Origin of the sequence: Enterobacter sp. MF024 (assembly GCF_005843915.1) — a bacterium.
In the GTDB taxonomy this organism is placed as follows: domain Bacteria; phylum Pseudomonadota; class Gammaproteobacteria; order Enterobacterales; family Enterobacteriaceae; genus Enterobacter; species Enterobacter barmai.
Genome location: NZ_VCBB01000001.1, coordinates 602049 through 621147, shown reverse-complemented (window position 1 = coordinate 621147; position 19099 = coordinate 602049). Strand labels below are relative to the sequence as shown.

The 19099-nt window shown below is 56.9% G+C and carries 15 protein-coding genes; 8 read left to right on the top strand and 7 right to left on the bottom strand.

Translation table 11 applies throughout. The features are described 5' to 3' along the window. Positions 1-3: 3 nt before the first annotated feature. Positions 4-2079 (top strand): glycogen debranching protein GlgX, encoded by a 2076-nt coding sequence (gene glgX, locus FFB58_RS03155; RefSeq protein ID WP_138368960.1) that lies wholly within the window; start codon positions 4-6, stop codon positions 2077-2079. On the opposite strand, the gene FFB58_RS03150 is transcribed toward glgX, so the two are convergent. From FFB58_RS03150 to FFB58_RS03140, 3 genes are all read right to left on the bottom strand, one after another. Next, complete coding sequence (locus FFB58_RS03150) at positions 2076-2360, bottom strand: VF530 family protein (protein WP_039028755.1); 285 nt, start codon at positions 2358-2360, stop codon at positions 2076-2078. The genes glgX and FFB58_RS03150 overlap by 4 nt on opposite strands. 82 nt (positions 2361-2442) lie before the next feature. Beyond that, entirely contained in the window at positions 2443-2820 is a 378-nt protein-coding gene (locus tag FFB58_RS03145; RefSeq protein WP_138368959.1) for a RidA family protein, read from the bottom strand. A 38-nt stretch (positions 2821-2858) separates the two neighbouring features. Then, positions 2859-3086: a hypothetical protein gene (locus FFB58_RS03140; RefSeq protein ID WP_138368958.1), complete on the bottom strand. Its 228-nt coding sequence runs from the start codon at positions 3084-3086 to the stop codon at positions 2859-2861. 153 nt (positions 3087-3239) lie between these two features. Between FFB58_RS03140 and FFB58_RS03135 the strand changes: the two genes are divergently transcribed. Both FFB58_RS03135 and FFB58_RS03130 read left to right on the top strand, forming a co-directional pair. Further along, on the top strand, positions 3240-3650 hold the full coding sequence (locus tag FFB58_RS03135; protein WP_171029922.1) for an ASCH domain-containing protein: 411 nt from the start codon (positions 3240-3242) through the stop codon (positions 3648-3650). A 23-nt stretch (positions 3651-3673) separates the two neighbouring features. After that, a complete protein-coding gene (locus tag FFB58_RS03130; protein ID WP_138368957.1) occupies positions 3674-4234 on the top strand; it encodes a nucleotidyltransferase family protein in 561 nt (186 codons plus the stop codon). Positions 4235-4244: 10 nt separating this feature from the next. Here the strand turns inward: FFB58_RS03130 and FFB58_RS03125 are convergent, their stop codons facing one another. Then, positions 4245-5522: a glycoside hydrolase family 10 protein gene (locus FFB58_RS03125; protein ID WP_052246153.1), complete on the bottom strand. Its 1278-nt coding sequence runs from the start codon at positions 5520-5522 to the stop codon at positions 4245-4247. A 305-nt stretch (positions 5523-5827) separates the two neighbouring features. On the opposite strand from FFB58_RS03125, the gene FFB58_RS03120 reads away from it, so the two are divergent. From FFB58_RS03120 to FFB58_RS03110, 3 genes are read left to right on the top strand one after another with little or no spacing between them, the layout of a single operon-like run. Continuing rightward, complete coding sequence (locus FFB58_RS03120) at positions 5828-8224, top strand: membrane-bound PQQ-dependent dehydrogenase, glucose/quinate/shikimate family (protein WP_138368956.1); 2397 nt, start codon at positions 5828-5830, stop codon at positions 8222-8224. After that, positions 8221-9606, top strand: coding sequence for a cytochrome ubiquinol oxidase subunit I (locus FFB58_RS03115; protein ID WP_138368955.1), 1386 nt, complete (start codon positions 8221-8223; stop codon positions 9604-9606). Before FFB58_RS03120 ends, FFB58_RS03115 begins: the two co-directional genes overlap by 4 nt. After that, positions 9599-10582, top strand: a complete 984-nt coding sequence (locus FFB58_RS03110; protein WP_138368954.1) for a cytochrome d ubiquinol oxidase subunit II — start codon at positions 9599-9601, stop codon at positions 10580-10582. The genes FFB58_RS03115 and FFB58_RS03110 overlap by 8 nt, the downstream gene beginning before the upstream one ends. Here FFB58_RS03110 and iaaH read toward each other — a convergent pair. The 3 genes from iaaH to FFB58_RS03095 all read right to left on the bottom strand — a co-directional run bounded on the left by iaaH (position 10579) and on the right by FFB58_RS03095 (position 16621). Then, on the bottom strand, positions 10579-12012 hold the full coding sequence (iaaH, locus tag FFB58_RS03105; protein ID WP_138368953.1) for an indoleacetamide hydrolase: 1434 nt from the start codon (positions 12010-12012) through the stop codon (positions 10579-10581). The two genes, FFB58_RS03110 and iaaH, sit on opposite strands and share 4 nt — an antisense overlap. 81 nt (positions 12013-12093) lie before the next feature. Beyond that, complete coding sequence (locus FFB58_RS03100; protein WP_205735736.1) at positions 12094-12786, bottom strand: LuxR C-terminal-related transcriptional regulator; 693 nt, start codon at positions 12784-12786, stop codon at positions 12094-12096. Between the two features lie 55 nt (positions 12787-12841). Continuing rightward, positions 12842-16621, bottom strand: coding sequence for an NAD(P)-binding protein (locus FFB58_RS03095; protein ID WP_138368951.1), 3780 nt, complete (start codon positions 16619-16621; stop codon positions 12842-12844). 827 nt (positions 16622-17448) lie between these two features. Between FFB58_RS03095 and FFB58_RS03090 the strand changes: the two genes are divergently transcribed. Then, positions 17449-17700, top strand: a complete 252-nt coding sequence (locus FFB58_RS03090) for a helix-turn-helix domain-containing protein (RefSeq protein ID WP_138368950.1) — start codon at positions 17449-17451, stop codon at positions 17698-17700. Between the two features lie 3 nt (positions 17701-17703). Further along, complete coding sequence (locus FFB58_RS03085) at positions 17704-19011, top strand: type II toxin-antitoxin system HipA family toxin (RefSeq protein ID WP_138368949.1); 1308 nt, start codon at positions 17704-17706, stop codon at positions 19009-19011. Positions 19012-19099 lie beyond the last annotated feature (88 nt).

Sequence of the window (19099 nt, the reverse complement as noted above, 5' to 3'; positions counted from 1 at the left end):
TTTATGGCAAATGCAAAATCCTATGAAATTCAGTCGGGGCAGAGCTACCCGCTCGGCGCAAACTACGACGACAAGGGCGTTAACTTTGCGCTCTTTTCAGCCTGCGCTGAGCGCGTTGAGCTGTGCCTTTTTGACCCGACGGGCCAGCATGAAATCGCCCGCCTGGAGCTGCCGGAGTACACCGACGAAGTGTGGCACGGCTACGTTCCGGATCTGAAACCGGGGGCCCTGTACGGCTATCGCGTTTATGGCCCTTACGATCCAGAAAACGGCCATCGCTTTAACCCGCATAAACTGCTGCTCGATCCCTATGCCCGCGCCCTGACCGGAGAGCTGAAGTGGAACGCTGCCCATTTTGGTTATGAACTGGGGCATGACGACCTCGATCTCAGCTTTGATACCCGCGACAGCGCGCCTTTCACGCCGAAATGCCGGGTGATCGACCCGCGGGTGTTCGACGGACAGGATCCGCATCGCCCGACGGTGCCCTGGTCTGAAACCATTCTCTATGAAACGCACGTGAAGGGCTTTACCCAGCTTCACCCGGCGATCCCGCCTGAGTTACGCGGCACCTTCGAGGGGATGGGGCATAAAGCGATTGTCGATTACATCAAAAGCCTCGGCATCACCTCGGTGGAACTGCTGCCGGTGCACGCTTTCCCGGACGATCAGCATCTGCTGGACCGGGGCCTGAAAAACTTCTGGGGCTATAACACCCTGAACTTCTTCTCTCCGGCGTCGCGCTATTACGGCCCGAACGGCATTCAGGGGTTCCGCGACATGGTGCGCGCTTTCCACGATGCGGGTATCGAAGTGATCCTCGACGTGGTCTATAACCACACCGCCGAGGGTAACGAGCTGGGCCCGACCCTGTCGTTCAAAGGTATCGACAACTTCTCGTACTACCGCACTATCGCCGGTCAGCACCGCTACTATGTGAATGACACCGGCACCGGCAATACCGTGAATACCTCGCATCCCCGGGTGCTGCAGATGGTCATGGACTCCCTGCGCTATTGGGCTGAATCGATGCATATCGACGGCTTCCGCTTTGACCTCGGCACCATTCTCGGGCGCGAGCCGGAAGGGTTCGACCAGCGCGGCGGCTTTTTCGATGCCATGATGCAGGATCCGCTGCTCTCACGGCTGAAACTGATCGGCGAACCCTGGGATATCGGCCCCGGCGGTTATCAGGTGGGGGGATTCCCGCCCGGCTGGGGCGAGTGGAACGATAAATACCGCGACACCGTGCGCGAATACTGGCGCGGGGATAACGTCTCATCGGACTTTGCCGCGCGACTGCTCGGCTCCGGCGACCTGTACGATCAGCGCGGCCGCCGCCCGTGGGCCAGCATCAACTTTATTACCGCTCACGACGGTTTCACCCTGAACGACCTGGTCTCTTACAACGAGAAGCATAACGAGGCTAACGGCGAGGATAATAACGACGGCCACAATGATAACCGTTCATCAAATTATGGTGCTGAAGGGCCGACCGACGACGAGCAGATTAATGCTCTGCGCGAACAGCAGAAGCGCAACTTCCTGACTACGCTGCTCTTCTCGCACGGGACGCCAATGCTGCTGGCCGGGGATGAGTTTGGCCGCAGCCAGCTGGGGAATAATAACGGCTACTGCCAGGACAGCGAGATCAGCTGGGTGCACTGGGAGAATCTGCCCGCCAGCGCTGACGCGCTGCGCAACTTCACCCGTCATCTTATCAAGCTGCGGGCCAGTCAGCCGCTGTTACGCCGTGAAAGCTGGCGCGACGGCATGGAGATCCAGTGGTACAACGCGGGCGGTGGACCTCAGCTGCCGGAGCACTGGGATGAGGGCACCACGCTGGGGCTCTATCTCACCCGGGCCGATCTGCAGGGTCAACACGGGGTGTGGCAGGAGGTGCTGCTGCTGATCAACCCGTACGAGGCCGCCGTCCCGTTCCGTATCCCGGAATGCGGGGAAGGTGGCTGGGTGCTGGAGCTGAGTACGGTGGAGGATGACAACCTGGCCCGGGCCGTTACCCCGGACACGGACTTCTCGCTGGCGGGCCGCAGTATCGTGCTGTTACGCCGACCTTAACGGTTGGCTCGCGCTCTGGCCCACGGGCTGGTGGAGTCGTCGTCGGCATTGTCCGGCGCGGTCTCCTCCAGCGAGTCCAGATACAGGGCTTCGACCTCGGCGCGGGCCCAGGGCGTGCGGCGCAAAAACTTCAGGCTGGATTTCACGCTGGGATCGCTGTTAAAGCAGTTAATTTTAATCAGCTTTCCCAGCTGCGCCCAGCCGTAGCGCGCCACCAGGGCGTTAACCATCATTTCAAGCGTGACGCCATGCAGAGGATCTTTGGAAGGGTGAGCGGTCATAAGCGTCCGTATTATCAGGCCAGGGTTGGAAGCGGGGAAGGTTACAAGAAAAGCCAGGGGCCAGCAACGTTACCCGTCGATATTACAGGGCAAAAATCGTCTCAATTTCGACAGAGAGGTCCGGCGAAAAGAGGCGGCTGACCTCTACCAGCGAACTGGCAGGCAAATGGTTCCCGTAATTACGGTACAGCACCTCCCGCAGCGCGTTGATCTCCGCGAACGAGGTGATAAAGATAGTCACTTTGATGAGTGACGAAAAATCAGCGCCTTCTGCTGCGATAATTTTCCGTATCTGACTGAATATCTCTTCGGCCTGCTCCGCGATGCCTTGGTGTTGCGCGGGTGTGCCAAACGCGGTTAACCCGGAAATGTAGAGCGTGTTTCCATGCCTGACTGAATGGACATACGGGGCTTTCACTTCCCCTAACTCCGGATAGTTCTTTCTTACCAGTTCACTCATGTTGAAAACCCTTCTGGATGTTTACCTTTGTGCTGGAGCTATGCCACTAAATATTGAATCAGCGATTTGAACAGATACACCATTATTGTAATCTGTAGTGCCCGGTAGCCCCATCTGACGTAGCGCCATGCATGTCGTTCTCTGGCGTCTGCTGCTGCAATTGCGGGGTCAGCATGTTGTTTTTTTGCCCTGGTCCTGAATTCACTTATTACCCACAGCACCACAATAAAAGCAACAACGGCTTTTTGAAGTAAGGCATTATCCATAGCGCATTATTCCTGCAGGATTGTTATTTCATCCACATTAAATGAACGATACCCTTGTTGCTACTACCAGATAAGTATTACAGGTAAGAGAATGTAGGCCGGGCAAGCGAAGCGCCCCCGGCATTTTGCGTATCACGATTTATAAGGTTTTTTATGCATACGATTGATGGATTAAAAATGAAGTTTCCCGGTGCGGATGTCTGGCAGATGGGGGACAGCCAGGCGCTGGCAAGCGAGCTTGCGGACCTGATCAGAAAAGGGATTAAAACAGCCACCTGTGGTTCCTTAGCCTCTTACCAACAAGAAGGTGCCGCATCCAGAATTGGCGGTTACGTCATCGTTCTTGACGGGCAGGAGGTACCGGCATGCGTAGTCAGGGTGGTTTCGGCGCGTCTGGTGCGCTTTTGTGATGTCACCGTTGAGTTTGCCCGCAAAGAGGGTGAAGGTGATTTAAGCCTCGAACACTGGTGCAAAGAGCACCAGCGATTCTTTACCCAGGAAGGGACTTTTTCTGATGATATGGAGCTGATTGCGGAAGAGTTTGAAGTGGTTGAACTCCTTTAATTCGTTTTCTGACAGAGGCACCTGTGGAATATTTAACGTCATTGCAGAAAATAGTGTCTGATGATCCTGGCAGGATGGATGTGCTCTTCGCAGTGAGGGCACTGAAACTCAATGACGGCTGGATCGGGGCGGGGTTTGTACGAGATGCCGTATGGGATCATTTACACGGCTCGGGTCGACGCCCTGTTTCGGGTGATGTGGATGTGGTCTGGTTCGATTCAGAACGTTGCAGTCCGGAACATGATGGCTTTCTGGAAGAAAGACTCAGACAACAAATGCCTTCCTTCGACTGGTCGGTAAAGAATCAAGCCAGAATGCATCTGCGAAACGGTGATAATCCCTACCTCTCGACAGAACACGCCTTGCGGCACTGGCCTGAAACCGCTACGGCTGTAGCGGTCAGATTAGGTGATAATCAACGTATTGAGATAATTGCACCCTATGGGCTCGGCGATCTGTTCGAGCTGCGCCTGCGTCCAACACCTGCATTTGAGCGCGATAAATTGAATGTGTTTATACAACGTATCGACTCAAAGCGATGGCTGGAACGTTATCCCAGGCTGCAGTTCTTTCTGAAACAGTGAGCGTTTCCCTTTACGACCCCCAGCGCGTGCGCAAATACCGCACCGCGTCCTGCGCCCGGGGCTGGTTCAGGTTGTCTTCACGGAACAAAATCGTGCCGTCAATATGCGGATCGGATTCGTTCAGATCGAGCTGTTTCTTCAGCTCCGGCACGCCGCCGTTTACCGTCCAGTCGGGCTCTTTGCTCGAGGGTTCTCCCACTTTATACAGCGCCACGCCAATATAGAGGCGCGTATGGGTCGGCTTCACTACGTCGGCCCACCATTTTGCCAGCACGTCATAGCGCGCCGCATCCCGGGCAAAAGGCCAGTACAGCTGAGGGGCGATGTAGTCCAGCAAACCCTGCTGCACCCATCGACGGGTATCGGCGAAGGACTCGTCGTATGCCGCCGCGCCCCGGGTTTCGGAGCCGGCCGGATCGTGAGAGCGGTTACGCCAGACGCCTGCCGGGCTCACGCCAAACTCCACGTTCGGGTTTAACTGCTTAATGGTGCGCGATACCTGGGTAATCAGCTGCTGGGTGTTGTTGCGTCGCCAGTCGGCTTTTGAGTCAAATCCCTGACCATACTGGCGGTACGTCTGATTGTCGTTCAGCTTCGAACCCGCGGACTCGGCATAGAAGTAGTCATCAAACTGCACCCCGTCGACCGGGTAGCGCGACACCACTTCCGCCACGATGCTGGTGATCCAGTCCCGGGCTTCCGGAATACCGGGGTCGAGAACAAAACGATCGCTCGCGGTGCGGATCCACTCCCGATGCAGGACGTAAACGCTCGGCGGATGCAGCGTCAGGGTACGATTCAGCTCTGCGACCGTGCCGGGGCGGGTATTGGTCGACACGCGGTACGGGTTAAACCAGGCGTGAACTTTCATCCCGCGCTTGTGCGCTTCATCAAGCATAAACTGCAGCGGATCGTAGCCCGGATCTTCACCAATTTTTCCTGTCAGCATATCTGACCACGGCAGTATTTTTGACGGCCACAGCGCCGTGCCGTCCGGTTTCACCTGGAAAAACACGGTATTGATGCCGAGGCTTTTCAGGTTATCCAGCTTGTCGGTCAGGGCCTTTTGCTGCATGGCGATCCGCGATTCGGCGCTACGGCCATTCACGGATGCCTGCGGCGGCCAGTCGAGACGGGAAACGGTCGTCAGCCAGACGCCGCGCACCGGCTGGTGGCGCGCGTTTTTATCAGGCAGCGGCTGTTTCGCCACGGGCGGCAGCGGGGTGACCAGGGATTTAGGTGGGGTTGAGCTGCAACTGACCAGTAAAAGCGCCCATGCGATAAGCATGCCGGAACGTTTAAGGTGGGTGGCTAGCTGAGAACGAGGTGAACAGGCGATGATGATAAGCTCCAGTTATACAATTTTCGCCGGGAACATTTATTGTCGTTCTATTCGGAGGTAAGTCAATCTCGTCAGTAAGGTTTTAATGACGACAAAGGCATCATACAAAACCCATAACGCCACGAACTACGCTTTGTTTATCCTGTTACGCCTCATTCCCTTTCCCGGGCTGTCTTTATAGCCACTTTCTTAAGGCGTCATCCCAAAGGTTTCTTAAACTTTATTGACTTGTCTTTACAAAAGGGTGGGCTATGCCACAGATAACATCTCGTCTCTGGGCCGTGTTAACCGGCTTGCTGGTCGCGCTTGTAGGGCTTGGCTATGTGGTTCTGGGCGGTTGGCTGGCGTTCGTCGGGGGGACCTTTGTCTTTATCCTGCTGGGCGTCGGCTTTTTTATCAGCGGTGTACTGCTGTTCCGCCAGCGGCTTTCCGGCGTCTGGCTCTATCTGTTGATGTTCCTGGCCTGCGCTGGCTGGGCACTGTATGAGGTCGGGCTGGATGGCTGGCAACTGATGCCCCGCCTGCTGGTGGTCGCGGTCCTTGGTGTATGGATCAGCATGCCGTGGGTGATCCGCCAGTTGACCCTGGTTCCCTCAGCCAGGCGGAAGGGGATGGCCGCAGGCGGGATCTACGTCGTGGCTATTGCGGCAATGCTTATCTTTGGCTGGCATATCTCCGGCACGCGGTTTATCCATCATCAGCCATTCCCACCTGCGCAGGCGGCGCAAATATCGCAAAGCGATGATGACTGGAAATACTATGGCCGTACCGCCGACGGGCAGCGTTTTTCGCCGCTGATGCAAATCACTCCCCAGAACGTCAGCCAACTGAAACTGGCCTGGCGTTTTGATTCAGGGGATGTGAAACGCGAGGGGGAGGACAAAGCCGGGCGTGAATTTAACCTCGAGGTCACGCCGGTGAAGGTGGGCGATGTGCTTTATATCTGCACCCCGCATCGTCAGGTTATCGCCCTGAACGCCACCTCCGGTAAAGCGCTGTGGACATTCGATCCGCAAAACGATACCTCGGCGAACGAGTATCTGGCCTGCCGGGGTGTGGCCTGGAGCGACGACGCCACTGACAAGGACTGTCCGCAAAAAGTGATCACCACCACCGCAGATGCCCGGCTGGTGGCGCTGAATGCGGAGACGGGCAAACCCTGCGCCAGCTTTGGTAAGCAGGGATTTGTCAGCCTCACGGACCATATGGGCGAGGTTCCCCCGGGTTTCCATTTCATCACCTCACAGCCGATGGTCATGGACGGACGTATCATCCTTGGGGGCTGGATCTATGATAACCAGTCCACTGGCGAACCCTCTGGCGTGGTGCGGGCGTATGACACCAAAAGCGGTAACCTGGCATGGGCCTGGGACATGGGGCGCAATCCCGCCAATGCGCCGCTGAAACCCGGCGAAGAGTATACGCGGGGTACCCCTAACGGCTGGGGAACCTATACCGCCGATCCCGCGCTGGGGCTGGTTTACATTCCTCTTGGCAATGCCACGCCGGACTATTACGGGGCGCAGCGGCGTCCCTTTGACGAAACTTACTCCAGTGCGGTTGTGGCGCTGGATGTCCGGACCGGCGCAGAGCGCTGGCACTATCAGACCGTGCATCACGACGTCTGGGACTATGACGTTCCCATCGGCCCCACGCTTGTCGATCTGCCCGATGGTAATGGGGGGATAACCCCGGCGCTGGTGCAAACCACCAAGATGGGGCAACTGTTTTTGCTGGATCGGCGAAGCGGAAAACCCCTTGCCGCCGTCAATGAAAAATCGGTTGCTGTGACGCCGTCACTTCCCGGGGAAAGGCTTTCCCCCGTTCAGCCAGATTCTGCTGGCATGCCGGATCTTTCCCCTGCCGATCTGCGGGAAACGGATATGTGGGGTGCCACCGCGTTTGACCAGCTCCTGTGCCGGATCCAGTTTCACCAGTATCGCTATCAGGGGAAATTTACCCCACCCGCCGAGGGAACCTCTATTGCTTATCCTGCCTTTGATGGGGTGATTGACTGGTACGGCGCTTCTGTCGATCCGCTTCACCACGTGCTGATTGCCAACACCAGCTATATCCCCTTCACCATGCAGATCATGAAAAGCGAAGAGGCTATTCAGAAAGGACTCATGAAAACGTGGGCGGGCTGGCAGAGCGGACAACCCTATCCAAAACCAAAAGAGTTCGCCGTCGGGCCGCAATACGGCACGCCCTGGGCGGCCATCGTCAAACCCTGGCTAAGCGTGCTGGATGCCCCCTGTAATGCACCGCCGTGGGGGAAAATCTATGCCATCGATCTGGTGAGTAAAAAAATCATCTGGGAGCGCCCGGCGGGCACCACCCGGGATATGAACATTTTCGGCACCCATACCAACGTGCCGCTGCCAACGGGCATCTTTATGATGGGCGGAAATGTGATCACCCAAAGCGGGCTGATCTTCACCGGGGCCACGGCGGATGACTACCTGCGAGCCTTTGATGAGGCCAGCGGCCAGGAGCTCTGGCGCGCCCGACTGCCTGCAGGCGGGCAGGCCACGCCAATGACCTATCAGGCCGGAGACGGCAAGCAATACGTTGTCATTGCCGCTGGCGGTCATGGCGGGCTCGGTACCCGTTCCGGTGATTCATTGATGGCGTACGCGTTGCCATGAGTCCGGAGACCGCGCTTTTGCTGGCGCGCAGTCAGTTTGCTTTTACCATCAGTTTTCACATCGTGCTGGCGGCGTTCACCCTTGGGCTGGCGCAGTTTCTGATGGTGCTGGAAGGGCTCTGGCTATGGCGTAAGCAGCAGGTCTGGCTCAGCCTCTGGCGCTACTGGAGCAAGGTGTTTGCCCTGAATGTGGCGGTGGGCGTGGTGACCGGGGTAGTGATGGAGTTCTCCTTCGGTACCAACTGGAGCAGTCTTGCTGGCCGCACCGGCGCGGTACTGGGGCCGATGCTGTATATGGAAGTGCTGGTGGCCTTCTTTCTGGAAGCGGGTTTTATGGGAGTAATGCTGTTCGGGATGAACAAGGTGCGTCCGGGCATTCACTTTATGGCGACCTGTATCGTGGCGCTGGGCTCGTTTTTTAGCGCCTTCTGGATCCTCGCCGCTAATTCATGGATGCAGACGCCGGATGGCTATCTGATTGCCGCCGACGGTCGCTTTCGTCCCGTCGACTGGTGGGCGGCGATCGTCAATCCCTCTTTCCCGTGGCGGATGGCGCATATGGTCGGAGCGGCGATGCTGGGCACCGCCTGTCTGGTGGCGGCCTGCGGTGCATGGCATCTGCTGCGCGATCCCCGGCATCCGGCGGCACGGCGTATGTTTTCGCTGGCAATGTGGGCGCTTGTAATAATGGCCCCGCTGCAAATCGTGCTGGGGGATCTGCATGGGGAAAATACCCGGGATCACCAGCCGGTGAAGCTGGCCGCGATGGAGGGAAGCTGGGATCCGCCGCCACCGGGTCATGGCGAACCCTTGCGCCTCTTTGCGATCCCCGATATGGCGCAGCACCGTAATCACTATGAGCTGGCGATCCCGGATATCGGCTCTCTTTATCTACGCCATAACCTGCAGGGGACTATCCACAGTCTTAATCAATATCCGCCGGATGAATTGCCGTGGGTGCCGCTGGTGTTCTGGGCGTTTCGTATCATGGTCGGGCTTGGACTGCTGATGCTGGCGGCAGGTGTCGGTGGGCTGGTCGTGCGGCTGCGGGGACGATTATGGCAGACACGCTGGCTTTTACGGCTGATGGTGCTGATGGCGCCCGCCGGTTTTGTTGCCATGCTGGCCGGATGGGTGGTTACCGAAGCCGGGCGGCAGCCCTGGACGGTCTACGGCCTGCTACGTACCACAGAGAGCCTCTCTCCTCTGGGACCGCAATTCGTTCTCGGCTCGTTTATCCTCGTCGTCACGCTTTATCTGGTGCTGTTTGCGCTGGGTCTGTGGTTTTTATTGCGTCTGCTTGCCAGACCGCCAGCACCAGACGAAGAGGGGGCAGAACCTGATGTGGCCCGCCGGACGGGCAAAGGGGAACAGGATGCATGAAGTGATGGGGTTGCCGATCTTACAGGCGTTGTCGGCGGCGTCTCTGGTGCTGAGCCTGTGGATCTATGTTCTGCTGGACGGGACGGATCTGGGGAGCGGTATGTTATGCGCCTTTCAGCGCGATGAGGCGTCCCGGCATAAGATTGTGCTGTCGCTTTTACCCATCTGGGATGGCAATGAAACCTGGCTGGTGCTGGCGGCGGGCAGCCTTTTTGGCCTGTTTCCCGTGGCGTATGCCATTATTCTGAGCGCATTGTATGTGCCGGTGTTCATCCTGATACTGGCGCTTGTCGTGCGTGGAATGGCGATTGAGTATCGTCATTACGCTCCTCATCTGTTCGATAAACTGCTGATAGCAGGGTCACTGTTTGCCACCCTTGCGCAGGGGGGGATTGTCGGCAGTCTGATCCAGACGATCCCCAATGATGGTCAACAGTTTACCGGTACGGGATGGGAGTGGTTCAGCCCGTTCCCGCTATTTTGCGCGCTGACGCTGGTGGTCGCGTATTGCCTGATGGGGCAGGGCTGGCTGAACTGGCGGGGGACAGGGGCGCTGGCGTCCCGGGCACGACGGGCGATCCCCTGGCTGGCAGGGATAACGCTGGTGTTAGTGCTTGGGCTGCTTTTCTGGAGCATGCAGTTACAGGAGGCGTGGCGCCAGCATCTGCAAAACCCCCGGGTGTGGATGCCGTTTGCGGGGGCAGTGGCGGCAGGCTCCGTTTTATTGTGGTTCAGCCTGGTGCGGCACTATGACTTTTTACCGCTGGCGGCGATCCTCATGCTGGTGAGTTCCGCGTTTGGCGCGCTGGTTTTTACCCTCTATCCGTGGATTGTGCCGACCACGCTAACGGTTCATCAGGCGGCAGCGCCCCCGGAGACGCAACAGTTTCTGCTGATAAGCTTTGCGCTGCTGGCCCCGGTGACGCTGCTGTATAACACCTGGGGATTTCGGTTATTCAGCGGCAAGATCCGTTAACGCGCCAAAATCTGCTCCAGCGTCGCGCCAATCGCCAGAATCAATGCGTCGCTGCCCGGCAGGCCGTCGATCTCCAGCCCCACCGGCAGCTGGCTGGTGGCGCCATAACCGACCGGCAATGTCAGCCCCGGCAGGCGGGCGTTACTGCCCGGATCGACATTGCGGATCAGGCGAGCAAAGTTCTCCGCCGAACTCACCTCATCATTGGCCAGCGGGGCGACCACCGGTGAGGTCGGGAAGATTAAAGCATCCAGCTGATTCTCCCGGAACGTCTGTTCATAGATGTTCAGCAGGCGCGGAAGCCCTTCAGACAGTGCCCGGTCGTAGAGCGGCTGGAGTGGAACAGGGTTGCCATCGCGATCGGGGATCAGCCCCGGCACAATGCCGTGCTCAAAGATGGCGCGCACGTCCGGGCTGGCGATGTGCCAGACAATCTCCTCCAGGCTCACCTGCGTGTTATGCGCTTCCAGGTAAGCCTGTAAATCCTCTTTACCCTCGTGCATCACCACCGGAAACGAGACGGCGGCGTTGGCCTCTTCAAGCCCGGGCATTTCGACGGCAACCAGCGTCACCCCGGCGGCGCGCAGCCTTGCAAGCGCGACGTGGGCTTCCTCGCTGACTTCGTCATCCAGCGTTTGCCAGAAATAGTCCGCCAGCCCTAAGCGGATCTCACTGGCGGGTTTGGCGGGCAATATCGCGGCACCGGTAATCAGGCTGTCGAGAAGAGTGATATCGGCCACGCTGTGGGCCATCGGGCCTGCGGTATCCCGGGTGTGGGAAATCGGGGTGATCGCCGCCTGAGAGTAGCGGCCCGTGGTAGGCCGAAAACCGACGCAGCCGTTCAGGGCGCAGGGCTGGCGAACCGAGGCGCCGGTATCGGTGCCCATCGCCACCGGTACCATTCCGGCGGCAACGGCCACTGCGCTGCCCGACGACGAACCGCCCGCAATCCGGCTGGCATCCCAGGCATTGCGCACCCCTTTAACGTCCGGCGAGTGATACGCCGCGTTATAGCCGGTTACGCCAAAGGCCAGCTCGTGCATATTGCATTTGCCAACCACGATGGCCCCCGCGTCGATCAGCCGTTGGATCACCGGCGCGGTGGTCGTGGGCACGAAGTCCTTCAGGGCTGGCGTACCGGCGGTATTGGGCAATCCGGCCACGTGAATATTATCTTTCACCGCAATAGGTACACCGCCGAGAGGCAACGGTGCGCCGCCGTCGGCGAGATGCTGGTCCCAGGCTCTGGCCTGGGCTAACGCCTGCTGCGCGTTCACCGTAATAAAGGCGTTGAGGTGAGGCTGGGCGTCTATACGGGCTAAACAGGCGCGAACGAGCTGCTCGCTCGACACTTTTTGTTCCTGAATGAGTTGTGCCGCGTCGGTGGCGGTAAGGGTGTGCAGTTGTGTCAGGTCGTTTATTGTTTTCATTAGGCTATTTCCGGACGGTGGTAGTCCGGAACATTTAGGCAAATCGGCAATTAGCGCGCCATCCTCAGGATTGAGGAGAGATTAATGCTTAAGTCTGGAGGCCAGCTCCGTCCGGTTGGCGCAGTCGAGCTTTTTCAGGGCGTGATTGAGATGGGTGCGCACGGTGGTAAACCCGATGTTCAGCAGCCGGGCAACCTCTTTATCACCCAGTCCTTTGCAGACCAGATCAACGACCTCCTGCTCCCGGGCGGTGAGCAGCGGCGTTTTATCCCGTTTCGGTAAGGCTCTGGCGAACCAGGGCTCCAGCAAGTGCAGAAGGTGCAACTCCCGTTGCCCGAACGGTGCGGCGCCTTTAGCTCGCCAGATGCGCAGATCCCCCACATCTTCGCCATCACGTAAAAAGTAGACGTTCACCCCGTGATGCATGCCGCAGGGTTTCAGGAACTCATTATAAAAGGCGCTCTTTTTAAGCTCGCGCGCACTCATTACCTCGTCCACCAGGGTGGGACGCTGTTTTGCCCGCAGCAGCGGCGTGATGGGGTCAATGTACTGCCAGGTGCTGGCATGTTCCCGCATCGCGCGTTCATCTATGTTCCAGCTGACGCCATGGGAGGACGTATTAGAGGCGGGAGACCAGATGCACGACGCCGCAAAGTCGGCCTGCAGCAGGGCGCACACATTCTCAAGCGTCTGCTGGCGCAGGGCGTTGCTGCCCTGGCCAGCACCGAGTTGCCATACGAGCTGCGAGAACAGGTTCAGCTCGTGATGATTCAAAAGACTCTCCATTTATCCCGCGCTCTTTGTTTTTTATGCACGAGAGTGTAGACCACTACGAAACGGAGTGCCGGTACGCAGACTGCCTGACCTTCTCAACCGCCACTTTTCCGGCGATAAATGCATGGTCAGAATTGTAGTACTCCCATTCGCTGTATCGTCCGGCGAGGGTAATGCCGTGCAGCAACAGCCATTTTCTGATCGTTTCGACGTTCTCCTTGCGCTGCTGGTCATAGATAACGTAGGCGTAAGGGATGTCGATTTGATTGGAGGTGACGATCTCATCGTTATGCGAGATGATCCCCACGTCGATGCACTCCTGAATGCATCTGTCGATCAGCGCCTGGCCGTCGGCAGGCAGAGGCTTATCCGGCGAATAGCTGATCTCGCAGGTCAGGCCGCACGCGCCTGCCGGGCTACAGAACGGGCTGGCGTTGCCCTGCACGAAGATTCGATGAAATACCGTCTTACCGGCGTAGTAGATCCAGTGTTTATCGGTCAGATTGTCGCGATTAATCCCCAGGTTGACGCAGCGCACAGAGACGTGACGCAGTCCTTTTGCGGCTTTGCGAACATCCGGGGGCACTTCGTCGCCCATCAGGCGGATAAGTTCCGGCAACACCAGGGTACTGATCATCTGTTCATAGCGATACTGTCTGCCGTCAGAGAGCACCACGATATGCTGGTTAACGTAGATTTTGCTGACCTCCGCGCCCGTCTCGATGCGGCCCTTAATATGCGGCACAAACCCGGACATCAGCGCCTGGAAACCGCCTTTCAGGGGATAGCCGAAACGCGCATTGGGCCCCATGGGCTTCGCGGTTTCACCCAGCGCACCCTCGATAATCTGATCCAGATCCGGCAGGGGGACGCGTCCACCCAGCCACGAGGTCTCCATTTCCGAGAGCGGCACCGTCCATAATTTTTTGTTGTAGGGAATAGCAAAATGGCGGGCGATCCCTTTGCCCCAGGTTTCATAGATGAAAGCTTCAAAGCTGCCTTCTGGCGGCGTCTGCTGGCCTGTGCTGGTGTAGTCCGGCACTGCGCCATCGGCACAGCAGTCATGATGGTGACGGGCGCTATTACTGCAGGTCGGGGCCATGCTTTTCACCTCAGAACCCGTGCCATATCGCGCCTCGATGGCACCCAGAATGCACTCTTTAATCACCGGCGCAGGCAGGCCGTAAAGCGATCCCTGGAAGGGGTAGCGGGTATACACGCCGTCGGTATAGACCCAGGCTTCGCGGATCTGCCAGTGGATATTGTCACCCAGCAGGATGTTGTACAGGGCCAGCACCTCCTCATCGGCGGAAAACATAATGTGCCCCGCATAGTCGAAGGTAAATCCGTTGTCCTGAACCGAGCGGCACAGGCCTCCCACCGTTTCATTACGCTCCAGCAAGATTGCCCCTTCGCCAAAATGGTAGGCCGCGCTAAGACCCGTCGGCCCGGCTCCCAGAATTAAACAGCGTTCGGCTTCTGCACCGCTTCTGGCCGGTGGGATCAGCCGTAAAACCGGCGGGGAAGAAAGGTCGTCGCTGGCGGCCTCCGCTGCGACTGTCGACCGGGCCTGATGGCGGGCAAACGCCTGTTCAATCAGCTCATGCATATTCTGCACGGTTTTATCCCAGGAGGTACTGGCGACAATCTCTTGCATGATCTCGCGCTGCGAGGCGCGTTCCTCCTCTGATAACGCCAGTGCCTGTTCGCAGGCCACGACAAAGGCGGTATGATCCCGGGCGACGGCAACCACGTGGCCATAAGGTTTTTCGACATCGGCAATGGCGGTACTGACTACCGGCAGCTGCGCGGCCATGTATTCCAGCACCTTCGTCGGGCTTATAAAGCGCGTGGACTCATTCAGCGCAAACGGCATCAGGCAGACGTCCCAGCCGGCAAGGAAGTGGGGCAGGGCCTGGTATGGCTGCATGCCGGGATAGTGAATATTGCTTCTTTGCGGCAGGGTTGACGGGTCGATTTTCACCACCGGGCCGACCATCACGATTTGCCACTCCGGATGCGCATCCGCGAGCGTCGCGATAAGCCGTAAATCCATCCGCTCGTCAATCACGCCGTAATAGCCCAGCCGCGGGTGGGGAATGTCATCCTGCAGCGGATGGTGATTCGTGCGATCCAGCGCCTGTTCAAAATGCACCGCATCCACGCTACTGGCAAAACAGTGAATGTTCGGATGGCGATCTTTCCTGGCGGCATACAGACTCGGCCCGCCGGTAAAGACGATATCCGCGCGCGTCAGCAGGGCTGATTCACGCTGCAGAAGCTGTCGGGGCGCTTTCTCAAAGGCGGCCAGTTCATCCATACAGTCGTACACCACGACGGCCGGGGTAAAGACTTTCAGCAGGGGGAGCGCCATCGGCGTGTAGAACCAGACGACCGGGGTTTCACCTTCATCGCGGATCTCTGACAGCAGCGTTTCCAGCCAGGCGATTTGCTCATCGTGAAAACCCGGTTCTGTAGACGGCGTATGCGGCTGGATGACGGTCACGTTAGGCGCGGGCTGGGTCATCTTCAGCTCCGCTTTACCCGCTGACCAGAGCGGCTCTTCGATAAATACAATCTGATAGTGCTCAGCAAGCCGCGTCAGCAGATGCTGCGGGCGCTGAAAAACAAAATCCCAGCGCAGGTGACTAAAAACATAAATTTTTTCCATGCCTGATACCTCTTTGCTGGTGCAAATATTGACGCCAGTTAAGTATTGAAAGTGTTCCAGTCGGGACTGGGTTTGTTTAAGCGCACGGGCATAAACGGCATTAAGCTGCCTCTCTTTTTCTGGCGACAAATCCCATAAGCCCGAGTGGTGCCAGAGCGTGCTGTTCTCCCAGTCGGGTCGGTCAATAATCGGGTAAAGGCAAATCCCTACGAGCTCCACGCCTGCAAGCTGCGCCTGCGCCACCTCTGAAGCGATATCCTTAATCCAGGCGCCACGCCCGCTACCCACATGGCTCGTTTCGGCAAGCAGAATCGGACGCTGATAGCGCTCCCAGGTCTCCTGCAACATTTCGTGCAACAGCCGTCGGCGATGGTCGCCCAGATGCCACGGCAGGCGCTGGTTGTTGCCCATAATCCACTGATTGTCGTGGTAATAATTGGCCCCGAGCAGATCCAGATAGCGGGGATGACCACCCAGTTCAGGCTCATGTCTGCCTGTAAGCATGTCCCACGCCTGAAACTGCGCGGTACGCAAAGCCTCGGTTTGCTCAATGCTTACGGGATCGCTATCCGGCGAAATCAGATGGATTAACGGGTCGCAATGTAAAATTCTCGCTCGCGGATCGGCCGCCCATATGGCATCGCAGGCGGCAATTGTGGCGCGAACCAGCTGTCGTTTGACCTGCATGCTTTCACCCGCGCCCGGTGGAGAAGTGGGGAACAGCCCCACCGCAATGCCCCAGGCTGTGAATGAGATCTCATTGATGGGCGAATAGACGGGCGGCTCGTCATACCAGGGGCGCAGAAACGCGGCCAGAGAACCGCATAAATGGGCGAAACGGGAGACAAATTCCTCGGAGAAAAAATCGATATCATCAGGAAAGCCGTAGTGACAGATCGTCCAGCAAATTTGCACGCCCGTTTCTTGTGCCGAAATCATCTTTTTGGCAACGGTAGTAAAGTCGTAACCGCCTGATTTATTGACAAGACGCCAGCCAACGCTCTCTCTTACCGTTGCAATGTTGAACGGTTCTAGCGCGCGGTAATCCTCTGTATGGCGTATGTCATGCTCCGTTGCTTTATCCATTGAAAGGGCGTTACCTGCCCGCGTAACAAAATCCGCACCTTCAAAACCTGCCTGCCAGAACGACCTGAATATCGGCATATTGTTGCTCCGGAATGGGTAATCGTATTTTTAATAAATATTTTAAGCCTCGTTATTTAAAACGCCCGGCCATACTTGATTACCCATACTTACGGAGAAAAATAATGCAGAATAAAATCTGAGCCATGTTTATTGCAAAAACATTCAACCATAACCATCCCCTCCACATATTTCGTTAACAGCGGAATAGGGCAATAGCAATACCCCGGAGTTCACCCGTTTTATGTCTACGTCCTGTGTATCAATGCGAAAACACTGCTACCTTCTCTTTCAATGATAGTCGCGGATCCTGCTCCAGAGCGGGGTTTTTCAACCGACCTTCGCTTCGGTTATTAAAAATTCGAATAAAATCATCATGTGCTGGTGGCGCTTTTTTTATGCGTTACGGCTCGGTTAAACGATATTACGCCCTAACCACAGCTTAAAATAATCGCTGCCCGCTACGCTCGTTTCCTGCATATCTGTCCTGATGTCTCAAAACTGCGTCTGGTACTTTCGTCTTAGCCCGGAAAATATATACCCGATCCGCTTTTGTTATTAAATCTGTGCGGCTTAACGCTGGTGGAATATACATAAGGCGGCTCATCTGACAATCCATAAATACAGATAAATGGTCAGCAATGTTCTTTAGTTACAACATACAATATGCTTTCATCAATAACCTGACATCAACATCGTGCCAGAGTACATCGCTTAACAGAGTAGAAAGGGCATAACCGTTATTCTATCCGTCATAGAGGATAAATTGAATTTAACCGCTATAGGGGTTATTCTTGTTTTATCCCCTACAGGGGATTTTCTTAGAATATCCGCTATGGGGGGTAGGCATGAAGGTGACATCAGCTGGCGCGCTGGCTCAGGCTGTCCGGGATCAGCGTAAGGTCAATAAGTTAACGCAATCTGAGACGGCTGAACAGGTTGGTATTAAACAAACCACGGTATCGGATTTCGAGAACAAACCGGAATCCACCAAACTGGAGACGCTGTTTAAAATCCTCTCGGCGCTGGATCTGGAACTGCATGTGGTGAAAAGAGGCTCTTCGCTGCCCGATAACACTACATGGACCAAGGAGTGGTAAGCGATGCGCGCACAACGTCTGACGGTTGCCATGAACGGCGACGTGGTGGGTACGCTGCATCGTGATGGCAGCGGTGCGATGTCCTTTGAGTATGCCCCCGGGTGGCTGGCAGAGCCGGGCGCGCGTTCTATCTCGCTGTCTCTGCCGCTACAGCATGGCAGGATACGCGGAAAGCAGGTCTTCAATTTTTTCAGTAACCTGTTGCCCGATTCAGAGGCAATCATTGCCCGCATGCAGGCCCGCTTTCAGGTCGAAACGGCGCATCCCTTTGATCTGCTCGCCAGCGTCGGACGAGACTGCGTCGGCGCCATTCAGCTCTATCCACCGGGGCTGGAGATTCCGTCGGTGACGGATATTGTCGCCGAACCGCTGGATGATGCGCAGATTGCGGCGTTGCTTGAGGGCTACCAGATGGCGCCGCTCGGCATGAGCGAAGAGGAGGCCGATTTCCGCATCTCGCTGGCCGGCGCGCAGGAGAAAACAGCGCTGCTGTGGTATCAGGATCGCTGGCAGCGACCCCAGGGCAGTACCCCAACCAGCCATATTTTCAAGCTGCCGATCGGCAGGATAGAGCAGAACAATATCGATCTTAGCGAGAGCTGTGAAAACGAGTGGCTTTGCCTGCGGATAGCGAAAGCCTTTGGATTCCCCGTTGCACAGGCCGAAATGGCGACCTTTAGTGGCAAAAAGGTGCTGATTATTGAGCGCTTCGATCGCCGTTGGGCCCGCAGCGGCTGGCTGATGCGTCTGCCGCAGGAGGATTTTTGTCAGGCGCTGGGCGTCTCTCCGGCACTGAAATATGAATCCCACGGCGGTCCCGGCATCGCCGACGCCATGAAGCTGCTGCTCGGCTCCCGCCTTGCCGGACAGGATCGTGAGATGTTCTTTAAAACGCAGATCCTGTTCTGGATGCTGGCTGCAATAGATGGTCACGGTAAGAATTTCAGCCTGTTTATCGAAGCGGACTCCTCGTTTCGCATGACCCCTTTATACGATGTGATTTCGGCATTTCCGCTGTTTGAAGCGGGGAGTATCCCGGCCAAAAAAGCGAAGATGGCCATGGCTTTACAGGGCAAAAACCGGCAATACCATTTCGCGACGATCCAGCCGCGCCACTTTATCAGTACCGCTGCGCACGCGGGGTATTCGCAGGACTCCGCGCTAAAACTGATGAAAGAGATGTCCAGCCGCACCGATGAGGTCATAGCGACCGTTACGGCGGACCTGCCTGCGGATTTCCCGGAGCAGATAAGCGGGGCGATTTTCCGCGGTCTGGCAAGCCAGGCGGCAAAAATAGGGCGGATGGAGTAGATGAGTACAAAAATTGGTAGGGAAGTTACGCCTGTTTGTAATTGATAATGATAGTTATTTTCATTATCATTTTTCTTTACGTAAGCAA

Excerpts from the sequence above, each read along its gene's own strand:
- glgX (WP_138368960.1), top strand. The coding sequence starts at position 4 with ATGGCAAATGCAAAATCCTATGAAATTCAGTCGGGGCAGAGCTACCCG.
- FFB58_RS03150 (WP_039028755.1), bottom strand. The coding sequence starts at position 2,360 with ATGACCGCTCACCCTTCCAAAGATCCTCTGCATGGCGTCACGCTTGAA.
- FFB58_RS03145 (WP_138368959.1), bottom strand. The coding sequence starts at position 2,820 with ATGAGTGAACTGGTAAGAAAGAACTATCCGGAGTTAGGGGAAGTGAAA.
- FFB58_RS03140 (WP_138368958.1), bottom strand. The coding sequence starts at position 3,086 with ATGGATAATGCCTTACTTCAAAAAGCCGTTGTTGCTTTTATTGTGGTG.
- FFB58_RS03135 (WP_171029922.1), top strand. The coding sequence starts at position 3,240 with ATGCATACGATTGATGGATTAAAAATGAAGTTTCCCGGTGCGGATGTC.
- FFB58_RS03125 (WP_052246153.1), bottom strand. The coding sequence starts at position 5,522 with ATGCTTATCGCATGGGCGCTTTTACTGGTCAGTTGCAGCTCAACCCCA.
- FFB58_RS03120 (WP_138368956.1), top strand. The coding sequence starts at position 5,828 with ATGCCACAGATAACATCTCGTCTCTGGGCCGTGTTAACCGGCTTGCTG.
- FFB58_RS03115 (WP_138368955.1), top strand. The coding sequence starts at position 8,221 with ATGAGTCCGGAGACCGCGCTTTTGCTGGCGCGCAGTCAGTTTGCTTTT.
- FFB58_RS03110 (WP_138368954.1), top strand. The coding sequence starts at position 9,599 with ATGCATGAAGTGATGGGGTTGCCGATCTTACAGGCGTTGTCGGCGGCG.
- iaaH (WP_138368953.1), bottom strand. The coding sequence starts at position 12,012 with ATGAAAACAATAAACGACCTGACACAACTGCACACCCTTACCGCCACC.
- FFB58_RS03095 (WP_138368951.1), bottom strand. The coding sequence starts at position 16,621 with ATGCCGATATTCAGGTCGTTCTGGCAGGCAGGTTTTGAAGGTGCGGAT.
- FFB58_RS03090 (WP_138368950.1), top strand. The coding sequence starts at position 17,449 with ATGAAGGTGACATCAGCTGGCGCGCTGGCTCAGGCTGTCCGGGATCAG.
- FFB58_RS03085 (WP_138368949.1), top strand. The coding sequence starts at position 17,704 with ATGCGCGCACAACGTCTGACGGTTGCCATGAACGGCGACGTGGTGGGT.